Consider the following 12,470-nt stretch of genomic DNA (forward strand, 5'->3'; position numbering starts at 1 on the left):
GCACGAGGAGGCTCACCAGCCGCCCGCGGAAAGCGACTGTCCGCAGCGGAAATCAGTGTTGCTGTTACCATAAACATGAATTTTCATTAGTGCGCTTTTTACTTCAAATGCGAAGTCAAATGCACCAAATTAGAATTACGAATAATAAGACATTTACTATTAAATTATAGTAATCATACCAGAAAACTATGAATTAACACAATTAGATTGTTTAAATTATTCGACTTGCAATTATGTAATAACTGTTATACAATTAATATAACAGTTATACAAATGAAAGAAGAAGGTGGTTCAATGTGTATATTAACCTTGATTTAGAAGCGACAGCACCGATTTACACACAATTAAAAAATCAAATTATAGCAGGGATAGCTAAGAAAGAAATTTTGCCTGGAGAAGGATTACCGTCCGTCCGATCACTTGCAGCAGATATTGGAATAAATCTTCATACAGTAAATAAAGCTTATCAACAGTTGAAACAAGAAGGGTTTATATTAATTCATCGACAAAAGGGAGTAGTTGTCAATCCTGATGGAGTACCTGAAGCGGATGAAGCATATATTAGTCAACTTAAGCATACATTACATCCACTAATTGCGGAATCGGTCTGTCGTGATGTAAGTGAAGAAGAGTTTCTGGATCTTTGTAGAGGGATTTTTGCTGAATTTAGCGAGGGAGAAGGTGGAGAATAATGAATGCAATGATGATTTTTTTGCTGTTAGTTATCATGATTCCGGGGTTTATTTCACTTATGTTTATCCCGTATTGGACACGCAAGACGGAAAGTTTTGGTGTTTCGATACCGGAGGAGGTTTACCACAGCAATATATTACAAGTGATGCGGAAAAAGTATGTTGTTATAACAGGAATATTAAGTGGCATTGTAGCGATTGTTTTTCTCATGATGGGCGTCTATTTTGAAAATGCGGAAACAATGAGTATTTATTTATCCGTATTGATTGGTATATTTATTATCGCAAATTTTTTTATTTATCTTTCATTCCATCATAAAATGAATCAGTTAAAGTCGGAGAATAATTGGTCAGAGAAAAAGTCACAAATGGTAGTAATTGATACAGCATTTCGCAAACAAAAGCTCACACATTCAAATTTATGGTTTATCGTTTCATTTATTATAGCTTTTGCAACTATCTTTCTTACATTTCGATTGTATGATCGAATACCGGATCGAATCCCGATGCAGTTTGATTTTGAAGGGAACGTTACAAATTGGGCTGACAAATCGTATCGGACATTACTCGTTATGCCAATTATGCAAGTGTATCTAGCGCTTTTATTTCTTTTTGTCAATACAGTCATAGGAAAATCAAAACAACAAGTGAATGCAGATAACCCTAAAGATTCAATGCGGAGAAATGTGATATTTAGACGTAGATGGTCCGCATATATCATTATTACCGGTATAGCGTTAACGCTTCTACTTACATTGACACAGCTTTCGTTTATTTTTCCTATTAATCAGCAGGTATTAGTTATCGTGCCGATTGTATTTGGAATTGGGGTCACCATCGGGGCGATTATTTTATCGATTACAACCGGTCAGGGTGGTAGCCGTGTGAAGATGGGAACCGCGGATGAAAAAGGAAATGTCATTGACCGTGACGATGATCGTTACTGGAAACTAGGTATGTTTTATTTTAATAAGAATGATCCATCCATATTTTTAGAAAAACGATTTGGGGTTGGTTGGACAAATAACTGGGCACATCCATTGTCATGGGTTATTATAATCGTAATCATTGCAGGAGCAGTGGGTATACCGATATTGTTAGGAGTATAACAGGATGATAATAGACAACATGCGAGAAAAAGATGCAGAACAAGTATTAGCAATATTTCAAGAAGGCATCGACACAAAAAATGCTACGTTTGAAACGAAGCCTCCAACTTGGGAGGAATGGGATCGTGACCACGTTTCGTCGTGTCGGTTAGTCGTACGTGATGGAGAGCGTGTATTAGGCTGGGCTGCCTTAAGTCCAACCTCTAACCGGGAGGTATATAAGGGCGTGGCAGAAGTAAGTATTTATTTGCGTCTTAATTGTGTTGGGGAAGGTTTAGGAAGTAAATTGCTACAAGCTATCATTGTGGAAAGTGAAAACCATGGATTTTGGACGTTGAAATCAGGCATTTTTCCGGAAAATAAGGCAAGTATTGCTTTACATGAAAAGTTTGGATTCACCATATTAGGTACACAGGTACGGATCGGCTTGATGGATGGAGTATGGCGAGATGTCGTGCAGATGGAGCGTAGGAGTGAAATTGTTGGGGTATAATGGCTAAAACAAAAAGGAGGAACGATAATGGTTGCATTATATGAACTTGAAACAAAAGAAGAATTCGATCAAGTGTGGGAGAAATCAAAACCAATTATCTTATTCAAACATAGTACGACATGTCCGATTAGTGCTGGTGCATTCGATGAATATAATACATTTTTAGCAGAAGTACAAAAAGAAGTCGAATGTTATCTAGTTAAAGTTATTGAGAGTAGAGACGTTTCCAATCACATTGCAGCGGTAACTGATGTCAAACATGAATCCCCACAAGCTTTTCTTATTGCAGGTCAGGAAGTCTTGTGGCATGAGTCCCATTCGAAAATTACGTTTGATAGCCTGAGAAATAGCTTGAAGCAGTTAGATTAGGGGGAATGTCGATGCAAAAGGAAAAAATAATTCGCCATCACCAAGCAATGCTTGATTGGGCTGAATCGTTAAGAGAGGTTTCTGATGAGAAATGGTTTCGTCCAATTGCGGAAGGTAAGTGGAGTCCAGCTGAAATTATTCGTCATTTTGTGCCTTGGGATGAATTTATTTTGGAGAAGCGAATACCGTACTTTGGCACAGATCAAGCATTGCCAAAAGGACCAAGCGATGCCGAGGTATTTAATAAGGAATCGGCAAAAAAAGGTAGGGCAGATAATCAAGGGGCAACGATTGATGTTTTTGTTGAAACAAGGAAACAGTTGGTAAAAGGCATTACGGAGATTAAAGATGAGCTATGGTCAAAGGATATTAAGATTGGTTCAAGCGAACTTAGTTTATTTGATTATTTTGATGGATTGGCTGAGCACGATTTGCATCATAAGAAGCAGGTAGAGGCTTCCATACACTAAGAATTTTGATCCGCACATAGGTATTACGTGCGGATCTTGTTTCGTTTATGGCTTTACTATTACTTTTATATTTCCGTCATCTTTTTTATCAAAAATTTCATATCCTTTTGCCGCATCATCTAGTGAAAAGCGATGTGTAATAATGTCTGTTGGATCAAACTTGTTGTTTTCTATCATATCGTATAGCTTTGGCATTAAATGAATTACTGGTGCTTGTCCCATTTGGATGGAAACATTACGGCTAAAGAAATCTCCTATTGGAAATCTATTAGCCTCCGTACCGTATACCCCAGTGAGTTGGACTGTTCCAAATTTACGGACAGCCTGTGAGGCGGTTTTAATCGGACTAATCGTTCCAAACTGGTTATCAAATTCAGAACCAAAAGTTTCGTTTGGTGGCACTGTGCCGTCCATACCTACACAATCAATTACAACGTCAGCGCCACCTTTTGTTTCCTCATGTAATAATGCACCAATATCTTCATTTGTTTTAAAGTCATATATTTCCGTATTGTTCGTACGTTTAGCGTGTTCTAGACGGTGGTCGACTTGATCAACTGTAATAACTCTATTAGCCCCTTTTAGCTTGGCAAATTTTTGCGCCATTAATCCTATTGGGCCACTACCGAGGATTACTACTGTGTCTCCCTCTTTCATACCACTATGTTCTACACTCCAATAGGCTGTTGGAATTACATCGGATAGAAAAAGAACACTTTCGTCATCTAAATTACTTGTTTCAGGCACTTTAAAGGATGTAAAATCTGCATACGGAACGCGTAGGTATTCAGCTTGACCACCTGGGAAATTACCAAACATTTCGGTGAATCCAAATAAACCACCGACTTCTCCATGTGGATTTGATACATCACATTGGCTTTCCATTTGATTTTTGCAAAAGTAACATTCTCCGCACCCTATATTAAATGGAATTACTACTCGATCGCCTTTCTTTAAATGCTTTACTTCAGGTCCAACTTCTTCTACAATTCCCATTGGTTCGTGTCCGACTACATAATCTTCTTCTGGTTCAATTCCCCCATGATAGAGATGTAGGTCAGAACCACATATCCCACTTGCTGTTATTTTGACAATCATATCGTTCTTCTCTGTAATAGAAGGAGTATCGACTTGTTTCGTCTCCATTTTTTCTTTCCCTTGAAACGTAACAGCTTTCATCTATCTCACTTCCTTTTCTAGAGGTTAGTAACATATTTCCAGTAATCTATTATTCTAAACGTAGAAAAGAATCAGTGATTTATTTATTAAAAGATAATAAAGTATAAAATCTGTCCAGTTCCAGCGCCTAGACACTCAAGACATAAGCAGTCCACTTTCGTGTGGTAAAAACCACCACACTGCAGTGTTCTGCTTATGCTTGTCGTGTCTTTCAAGGCGTTTGCGCTTTTCTTAAGTTAATTTTTCATGATTTAGTAACCATTTTTTCCGAGCTATCCCCCCACCATAACCTGCTAGCTCGCCATTTGAATTGATCACCCTGTGACATGGAATTACAATAGCAAGTTGATTGGCTCCGTTCGCCCGTGCTACAGCCCGGAATGCAGAAGGGTTTTCAATTGTATGGGCAAGTTCCGAATAGGATCTCGTTTCACCGTATGGAATTTTCATTAACATTTCCCAAACACGCTTTTGAAAAGGAGTGCCAAGGAAATACAATGGGGTACGAAATGCTGTTAAGTTGCCATCAAAGTAGAGTGTTAATTCTTTTTCAATAGACTCAATTGGAGTTGTCATGCCAGGAATGATTATTGATTTCGTGCGCTCCCGCAACCGTTCAATTTCTCTTTCTAGCCCCCTTCGATCGACAAACTCTAATAAATATAAAAAATCGTCATCAGCAATCGCTAGCATTGATCCGAGCTGTGTATCTAACCAGTGAGCTTTTAGAACATTATTAGTGGATGATTTGGTGGATGCAGCTCCCATAATACGCGAAAATGCATCTCTAAAACCGCTGTCCGATTCGTATCCTGTTGAGAGTTGTGTATCTATTACAGATTCCCCGGAGCGTATTAGTTTCATCGCGATTCCCATTCGTCTTGCTCTAGCATATTCCACAAATGTCATGCCAAATCGTTTTTTGAAATGTCGACGTGCGGTTGATTCATCGATCGATAGTTCTTGAAAGTCCTTCTCCTTCCATCTTTTTTCGGGATTCGCTTCAACTGCATTCACTAGTTTTTGTACAATTTCAGAAACCTGGTTAGGGTGAGATAAAGGCTGACATCTTTTGCACGGGCGATAGGATGCAAGTAAGGCTTCTTGAGCAGTTTCAAAAAACTCACAGTTCTCAAATTTAGGCTTTCTAGCTGGACATGTTGGTCGGCAGAATACACCGGTTGTTTTAATTCCCGCGTAAAATGTACCTTCGTATTCTGAGTCTCGATGTAACAAAGCTTGATAGAATTCTTCTTGGTTTTTGGTAATCATTTTTTCATCCTTTCGTCACATGCGTTTTTTCTAGTATAAATGATTAACAAAATTACCGTCACCGAAAATCAGGCATCAATTTTTTTTAGTGGAATTGTGTTTTAGTTGTGAGTGACAGGGGGAATCCATTCATAGTATAATATTCATGGATAGTTATACCTTATTCACTAATGTGGATAGATTAAATGTGTAGATGGAGTTGTGGTAGTTTTGAAAAATAACTCATTATCAGAAGAAGTAACATTGATTGGAAATAGGATTGAAGACAGGAAATATGATATTGCACGGGAAATGGCTTCAGATCGGGATAATGATACCGAACAGGCGTTAGAAATTCGCGCTGAGATAGTACATATCATTGCAGACTCTTTTAGATTAGATAAACAGGAAGTCATGGACCGCATAACTGAATGGGGTAAACTAACTGGTGAACAGGCGATTGCTTATGGTGTAGCTTTGGATGACTCACTTAAGAGTACTTCTGCTATTCGCCAAATTATGTGGAAGAAGATAGAGGAAATTGTACAAGATAACAATCTATCAATTGATGTTGTTTTTGAGGTAGCACGAAACATTGATCCAATCTTAGACCAGGCAGTATACGCATATAGTACAGCTTATGTTAAATCATATAAAGAAGTATTAGATAAAGCACAAGAAAATTTTCTGTCTCTATCAGCACCAGTGGTTCCAATTCTTGCCGGTATTGCCGTCTTGCCGATTATTGGTGGCATTGATACTGACCGTGCAGACGTCTTACTCCAAACAGCATTACAGGAATCCGCTCAACAGGATTTAACGCATTTATTTATCGACTTATCTGGTGTTTCTGTAGTCGACACGATGGTTGCTCACTACATCTTTAAAATTCTACAGTCGCTTGAACTCGTAGGTGTAAAAGCAGTTTTGGCTGGTATCCGTCCAGAGGTTGCACAAACGATGGTAACATTAGGAATAAACTTTTCAGAAGTAAAAACATATAGTACGATGCAGCAAGCATTATCCATGCATATGAAATCAGAAAATATGATTAAATAAGGTATCTGGTACTTTTTCAGTTTTTTAGAAAAAGTATCAGGTACCACTTTTATATAAATTTTTGTTATACTTAACTATACCTCGTACTCTACGAAGGAGGATAAATGTTGAGAAACGGAACAAATTTGCAGAAGGATGCAATGCACATATTAAAGCTAACAAGTAGAACTTTTTACATACCAATAAGCCTATTAAAACCTAAGCTGAAGGAAACAGTAGGATCAGCATATTTATGTATGCGTGCGATTGATGAGATTGAAGATCATGAAATGCTGGAATTAGAAGTGAAACGAAGCTTATTACAGTCAACTAGTGAATTGCTGAAAAAAGAATTCGATAACCAAGCATACCTCGAGCTAATAGAACCCTATAAAGAACTTTTACCTGAAGTGACAATTAGACTAGGGGACTGGATTGAATTCTGCCCTGAAGAAATAGTCGAAAAAATTAAGGCGTCAACTAGCGAAATGGCAGAGGGAATGGCCAAGTGGGTAGAGAAAGAATGGCGAATCGAAACGAAAGAAGACCTGAATAATTATACATACTATGTAGCAGGTTTGGTTGGAGTAATGCTTTCCGATATTTGGGAATGGTATGATGGAACGAAGACTGACCGTGACCTTGCTATCGCTTACGGTCGTGGACTGCAAACAGTGAATATTTTACGCAATCAGCAAGAAGACAAAGAACGTGGAGTAAGTTTTATTCCAGATAATTGGACAACAGAGGATTTGTTTGTGTACACGGAAAAAAATCTTCAGCTTGCTGATGAATATATGAAAGATATTAAAACGCGCAATATCAAGTTGTTTTGCAGAATTCCATTGGCTTTAGCAAAACGTACGCTTAAGGCTTTGAAGAGCGGTCGTGAGAAAATATCTAGAAACGAAGTCGAAACAATTGTTGAAGAAATTAGAAATGAATAGTAATGATCAAAAGCACAGCTCTTTCGATGGAGCTGTGCTTTATTCGGAATTTTATTTTCCAAGTAATGCTTTAACGCCAAGGTAAAGTAAAACTAGACTAAAGACAATGACAGCTAATCCACCAATTATTTGGAAAAAGGTTGCAATACCTACTGTAATAACTGATGAAGTAGGAATATTAGCTAATGCAAAGCCTGCTAAAATACAAGCTAGATATAGCCAAACATGTTCCCTCATTTATTATTCCTCCTTTCCGAAAAACGTTAATAACACTGAAACGATTCAACTCGGTCTAAATCAACTCCGTAGTATACCCATCGATAGCCGGTCCATCTAAAACCTGATATGGATCGCCAACCAACAAACACTGGAAAAAACCAAAATGAATCCCAGTTTAACCATATATACGTGAATCGATATAGACAGCCGCGGATAGCACCAGGGTCAACAGCTTGTGTTGTGAATTGCTGTTGGGTAGGGATGAATGCTGGTGGTGGAGTAGTCGGTGCGCCAACGGTTGGTCCGCCACCTGGTGATGGAATTCCAGGTTGACCTGGGCCCGGTCCTGGTAAGCCACCACCTGGAAATCCAGGGAGATAGTCTGAAATGAAATCTGGGATGTTGAACTGTCTTTCATCATCGTGTGAACGATTATTACGCTTCAATCTTTATTCCTCCTTTAAGAACCTTCATAGTATTATATGGTGATCTGTCTAGAGTGGGATTAATTTTTGAGAATTCATAGATGTTTATATCAAAACCAATGTTATACTAATGAGACTATATAATGGATTGGGAATGGAGAGTGTCTAAAAATTTTAGAAAAGGGAATAGCGTGTGGAAACCTTTTCTTCAGACTAATCGTATGAACCAATGGAAAACTATAAAAGAAGGGTCTTATCATGAATAAAAAGGAGTTACATAACGAGTACCTTTGAACAAAATTTGAGTTTACTAAAAGGAGATTTACTTCATGGACGAAAAAAAGAAATATGAATATTTAGCGGATGATCCAAATAGTAAAGTTATGCCGATCATGCTTTCGTTAATTATTGGAGCATTTTTTGCTATTTTAAACGAGACCTTATTAAACGTGGCACTGACAACTTTAATGGAAGAATTTGATATAACGGTAACGACTGTGCAATGGATGGCAACTGGTTTCATGCTCGTGATGGGGATAATCATTCCGACGTCAGCTGTCTTAATGCAGTGGTTTACAACAAGACAGTTATTTTTAGGAACAATGACGGTATTCACAATCGGGACAACAATTTGTGCGATTGCACCGACATTCCCTATTTTATTAGCTGGTCGTTTTTTGCAGGCGGCAGGTACAGGACTGTTGATTCCGATAATATTTAATACGTTTTTACTTATTTATCCGCCGAAACGACGAGGGACGGTGATGGGGATTGTTGGTCTCGTTATTATGTTTGCACCGGCAATTGGTCCAACTTTATCAGGTGTTATCGTGCAGCATCTCGGATGGCGCTATCTATTTATAACCGTTATTCCTTTCGCTGTATTTTCTGTAGCGTTTGCATATCGTTATTTGACTAACGTGTCAGAGGTTACAAAACCGAAAATAGATGTAATATCGATTATTTATTCTACCATCGGATTTGGTGGAATTGTTTACGGATTTAGTTCAGCAGGTGGGGAAGAAAGTGGATTCTTAAGCCCAGTTGCTTATATCCCAATCGTAATCGGTTGTATATCCGTAGTACTATTTTCTCTAAGACAGTTTAAGTTGAAAGAACCTTTAATGGATCTCCGCGTGTTTAAGTATCCTATGTACACACTTGGGGTGCTGATGTTTCTCATTATCATAATGGGAATGTTCGCTTCAGAGATTATTTTACCAATTTATATGCAAGGGCCACTTGCGTTAACTGCTGCTACTGCTGGATTAGTGTTGTTGCCAGGGAGTTTATTGAATGGATTACTTTCGCCTGTAATGGGAAATTTATTTGATAGAGTAGGACCGCGATTGTTAATGATACCTGCTAGTATCTTGTTATGTGGAGTTATGTTTGTATTGACCGGATTAGATATGCAGACACCAGTATGGGTAATTATTGCAAGTTACATCGTATTAATGATTTCTATTTCAGCAATCATGATGCCTGCTGAAACAAATGGTCTTAATCAGTTACCTAAGCATTTATATCCACATGGGACAGCGGTGATGACAACACTGCAACCAGTGGCAGGAGCAATTGGTGTGTCTGCATTTATCAGCATTATGAATGCACGAAAAAACAGTATATTGGATAAAGCAGCAACACCTGATGATCCTATTACGATAAGCAAAGCAATGGTTTCAGGAGTTGAGCTTGTGTATTATATTGCACTTGGCTTTATGATACTCGCGTTTATTTTATCCCTATTTGTCTACCGTGCTGAACCAATAAATGAAGAAAAAAGTGAAACTCATTAATTATATTAGTGGGTTTTATTTTTTGGCTGTTTTGTTGAATTACTATAGTAAGAAAATAAAGGAACAAAAAAATTATGAAAAAATCAATTCCTCTATTGACTCTCACGTTACGTGATATTTTATAGTGATACATGAAGGGAGGTAATAAGCAATGAAAGTAAAAGAAGTTGCCAACATCGTAGGAATTAGTGTGCGCACACTACATCATTATGATGAAATTGGTCTGTTAACTCCTGAAGAAACGACTGAGTCAGGATATCGGATTTATTCTGAAGAGAATTTGGCTACTTTACAACAAATTTTATTTTTTAAAGAACTTGGCTTCCCTTTGAAAAAGATTAAGGAAATTATGGATAGTCCTAGTTTTGATCGAAACGAGGCATTAGAGGTGCAACGAAATATGTTACTTGAAAAACGTCGGAGAATGGATGACATGATTACCTTAATTGATAAGACAATACAGAATACGAAAGGAGAAATAACCATGAGTAGTCAAGAAAAATTTGAAGGCTTTGACTTTACCCATAATCCTTACGAGCAAGAGGCGCGGGAACGTTGGGGCGATAAAGCAGTTGATGAATCTAATGAAAAGCTCAGCAAAATGTCCAAGACGGAACAACAAGCGCTTGGTGATGAATTTAACGCGATATATAAAAATTTAGCATCATTACGTCACAAATCTCCAGAATCCGAGGAAGCTCAGGATGGAATTGAAAAATGGTTCGTTTATTTAAACAAAATGGGTAATTACTCGCTTGAAGCTTTTAAAGGATTAGGGCAAATGTATGTGGATGATAACCGTTTCACAAAAAATATTGATAAATTTGGTGAGGGACTCGCGATATTTATGCGTGATGCAATGGCTGTTTACGCTGATCGTAATAAATAAGACAAGAGGTGAGGTTGGGATAAAAGTAATTTTATCAAAGAGAATCCGAACTATAATTTAAAATGGTGTAAAAAAACCGCTCCGGAAATATACTTCGCTTTCCGCGGGTGGCTGGTGAGCCTCCTCGTGCTTCGCACTCCGGGGTCTCTCCGATGCCATTCCTCCCGCAGGAGTCTATGTATATTTCCGGAGCTAATATAGATCATTGTTCGTCATTTAATGATAGGACTAGATATTTCCCAGCCTCATCTCATTCTTTATTTACACTCAAGAATTCCGCTTAAATCATTGTAAACTTTATCTGGTGGCAATTGTAGACCTTCTATTGGTAATTGTTGACGATTTATCCATGCGGTATGAAATCCGTAATTTTTTGCACCTGAAATATCCCATCCGTTCGAGGACATGAACAATATCTCATCAGGTTTCACATTTAACTTTTTTGCAGCATATTCGTAGGATCTAGGCGCAGGCTTAAAGTGTTTAATTTCATCGGCACTAATAATCTTTTCAAAATTATTATGAAGTATGGAATGCTCGATTAGTGGATCAAGCATGTCGTGTGAACCGTTTGAAAATACAGCAAGTTGCTTATGTGAAAGTTGATCGAGTACATTTTCTACTTCTTCAAAAACCGCAAGCTGTGTATAAGCTTTTAACAACTCCTCTGCAGATTCACTATTGAGCGTTAAACCATGATTTGCAACAGTATAGTACAACGCATCTCTCGTTATTGAGGAAAAAGTATCATAGTTACCCATGATTTCTCGCAAGTTTGCATATTCTAGTTGTTTTTTACGCCAGGTTTGACTAATGTCTTTTCCATTTCCAGGAAATAATTCGTTGCATTTTTCAATAACAGAATGCACATCGAACAGTGTTCCATAAGCATCGAATACAAATGCATTTATTGTTGAATTCACAATGAAAACTCCTTTTCATTTTATTCCTATTACTATAACCTTAGATTGATGAAGTAAAACAAGGAGAGCTACGTATGATTCAGAAGCTAAATTTACATGCCGTTAAAGTAGTCGAGGATATTTTAGAGGTGCAATTGTTGGCATACCAAGTGGAGGCAGAAATAATTGACTTTGATGGGATCCCACAATTAAAGGATACTGTTAGTTCAATCATGGATTGCGGAGAAACGTTTATTGGCTACAAAACGGAAGATAGGCTAGCCGGATTTATTTCCTATACAATCGAAAATAATATAATGGATATTTGCAGGCTAGTCGTTCATCCTGATCACTTTAGGAAAGGAATTGCTAGTTCATTAATGGAATACGTAATGAATAAATATGCCAAGTTGGAAAAATTCATTGTAAGTACAGGTGAGAAGAATACTCCAGCAATTGCATTGTATGAACGCTTTGGGTTTAAGGTCGTTCAAAAACAAGAAGTGGCGGAAGACGTATATATTGTTTTGATGGAGAAGAAATGATAAAAAACAGGCCCAAATTAAGCCTGTTTTTTTATAACGTTAAAAAGTATAAGTTATGGTGGACCTTATAAGAAAAACTTCGGCACTCGCTATTGAGGACGAGGTGAATGCCGAGTTTTTCTAAAAAGATAAGAATGTATAAA

General features: G+C 37.7%; 15 protein-coding genes. 10 read left to right on the forward strand and 5 right to left on the reverse strand.

What is annotated here, in order from left to right:
• Positions 1 to 296: 296 nt before the first annotated feature.
• From ACY9Z2_RS12360 to ACY9Z2_RS12380, 5 genes are read left to right on the forward strand one after another with little or no spacing between them, the layout of a single operon-like run.
• Positions 297 to 692 (forward strand): GntR family transcriptional regulator, encoded by a 396-nt coding sequence (locus ACY9Z2_RS12360; protein WP_463609958.1) that lies wholly within the window; start codon positions 297 to 299, stop codon positions 690 to 692.
• The gene (locus ACY9Z2_RS12365) at positions 692 to 1,801 is read left to right on the forward strand and encodes a DUF1648 domain-containing protein (protein WP_463609959.1); all 1,110 of its coding nucleotides are present in this window, start codon (positions 692 to 694) and stop codon (positions 1,799 to 1,801) included. Before ACY9Z2_RS12360 ends, ACY9Z2_RS12365 begins: the two co-directional genes overlap by 1 nt.
• Positions 1,802 to 1,805: 4 nt before the next feature.
• Positions 1,806 to 2,294 (forward strand): GNAT family N-acetyltransferase, encoded by a 489-nt coding sequence (locus ACY9Z2_RS12370; RefSeq protein WP_463609960.1) that lies wholly within the window; start codon positions 1,806 to 1,808, stop codon positions 2,292 to 2,294.
• A 27-nt stretch (positions 2,295 to 2,321) separates the two neighbouring features.
• Positions 2,322 to 2,663, forward strand: a complete 342-nt coding sequence (gene ytxJ / locus ACY9Z2_RS12375; RefSeq protein WP_463609961.1) for a bacillithiol system redox-active protein YtxJ — start codon at positions 2,322 to 2,324, stop codon at positions 2,661 to 2,663.
• An 11-nt stretch (positions 2,664 to 2,674) separates the two neighbouring features.
• Positions 2,675 to 3,133: a DinB family protein gene (locus tag ACY9Z2_RS12380; RefSeq protein ID WP_463609962.1), complete on the forward strand. Its 459-nt coding sequence runs from the start codon at positions 2,675 to 2,677 to the stop codon at positions 3,131 to 3,133.
• A gap of 45 nt (positions 3,134 to 3,178) precedes the next feature.
• Here ACY9Z2_RS12380 and ACY9Z2_RS12385 read toward each other — a convergent pair whose 3' ends face one another.
• Both ACY9Z2_RS12385 and ACY9Z2_RS12390 read right to left on the reverse strand, forming a co-directional pair.
• The gene (locus ACY9Z2_RS12385) at positions 3,179 to 4,312 is read right to left on the reverse strand and encodes a zinc-dependent alcohol dehydrogenase (RefSeq protein ID WP_463609963.1); all 1,134 of its coding nucleotides are present in this window, start codon (positions 4,310 to 4,312) and stop codon (positions 3,179 to 3,181) included.
• Between the two features lie 231 nt (positions 4,313 to 4,543).
• Positions 4,544 to 5,584 (reverse strand): bifunctional transcriptional activator/DNA repair enzyme AdaA, encoded by a 1,041-nt coding sequence (locus ACY9Z2_RS12390; protein ID WP_463609964.1) that lies wholly within the window; start codon positions 5,582 to 5,584, stop codon positions 4,544 to 4,546.
• Positions 5,585 to 5,794: 210 nt separating this feature from the next.
• Here ACY9Z2_RS12390 and ACY9Z2_RS12395 point away from each other — a divergent pair, with 210 nt between their 5' ends.
• Positions 5,795 to 6,622: an STAS domain-containing protein gene (locus ACY9Z2_RS12395; protein WP_463609965.1), complete on the forward strand. Its 828-nt coding sequence runs from the start codon at positions 5,795 to 5,797 to the stop codon at positions 6,620 to 6,622.
• Between the two features lie 107 nt (positions 6,623 to 6,729).
• Positions 6,730 to 7,548, forward strand: a complete 819-nt coding sequence (locus ACY9Z2_RS12400; protein ID WP_463609966.1) for a squalene/phytoene synthase family protein — start codon at positions 6,730 to 6,732, stop codon at positions 7,546 to 7,548.
• Positions 7,549 to 7,599: 51 nt separating this feature from the next.
• On the opposite strand, the gene ACY9Z2_RS12405 is transcribed toward ACY9Z2_RS12400, so the two are convergent.
• Together ACY9Z2_RS12405 and ACY9Z2_RS12410 are read right to left on the reverse strand one after the other, a co-directional pair.
• The gene (locus ACY9Z2_RS12405; protein ID WP_463609967.1) at positions 7,600 to 7,785 is read right to left on the reverse strand and encodes a hypothetical protein; all 186 of its coding nucleotides are present in this window, start codon (positions 7,783 to 7,785) and stop codon (positions 7,600 to 7,602) included.
• Positions 7,786 to 7,811: 26 nt separating this feature from the next.
• Positions 7,812 to 8,213, reverse strand: coding sequence for a hypothetical protein (locus ACY9Z2_RS12410; RefSeq protein ID WP_463609968.1), 402 nt, complete (start codon positions 8,211 to 8,213; stop codon positions 7,812 to 7,814).
• Positions 8,214 to 8,521: 308 nt separating this feature from the next.
• On the opposite strand from ACY9Z2_RS12410, the gene ACY9Z2_RS12415 reads away from it, so the two are divergent.
• The gene (locus ACY9Z2_RS12415) at positions 8,522 to 9,991 is read left to right on the forward strand and encodes an MDR family MFS transporter (protein WP_463609969.1); all 1,470 of its coding nucleotides are present in this window, start codon (positions 8,522 to 8,524) and stop codon (positions 9,989 to 9,991) included.
• 151 nt (positions 9,992 to 10,142) lie between these two features.
• Positions 10,143 to 10,880 carry a MerR family transcriptional regulator gene (locus tag ACY9Z2_RS12420; protein ID WP_463609970.1) on the forward strand — a complete coding sequence of 246 codons (738 nt, stop codon included), beginning with the start codon at positions 10,143 to 10,145 and terminating at the stop codon, positions 10,878 to 10,880.
• Positions 10,881 to 11,137: 257 nt separating this feature from the next.
• On the opposite strand, the gene ACY9Z2_RS12425 is transcribed toward ACY9Z2_RS12420, so the two are convergent.
• Complete coding sequence (locus tag ACY9Z2_RS12425; protein ID WP_463609971.1) at positions 11,138 to 11,803, reverse strand: haloacid dehalogenase type II; 666 nt, start codon at positions 11,801 to 11,803, stop codon at positions 11,138 to 11,140.
• A gap of 74 nt (positions 11,804 to 11,877) precedes the next feature.
• On the opposite strand from ACY9Z2_RS12425, the gene ACY9Z2_RS12430 reads away from it, so the two are divergent.
• Positions 11,878 to 12,327 (forward strand): GNAT family N-acetyltransferase, encoded by a 450-nt coding sequence (locus ACY9Z2_RS12430; protein WP_463609972.1) that lies wholly within the window; start codon positions 11,878 to 11,880, stop codon positions 12,325 to 12,327.
• Positions 12,328 to 12,470 lie beyond the last annotated feature (143 nt).

The sequence above is a fragment of the Virgibacillus sp. GM2-2 genome, from assembly GCF_055329585.1.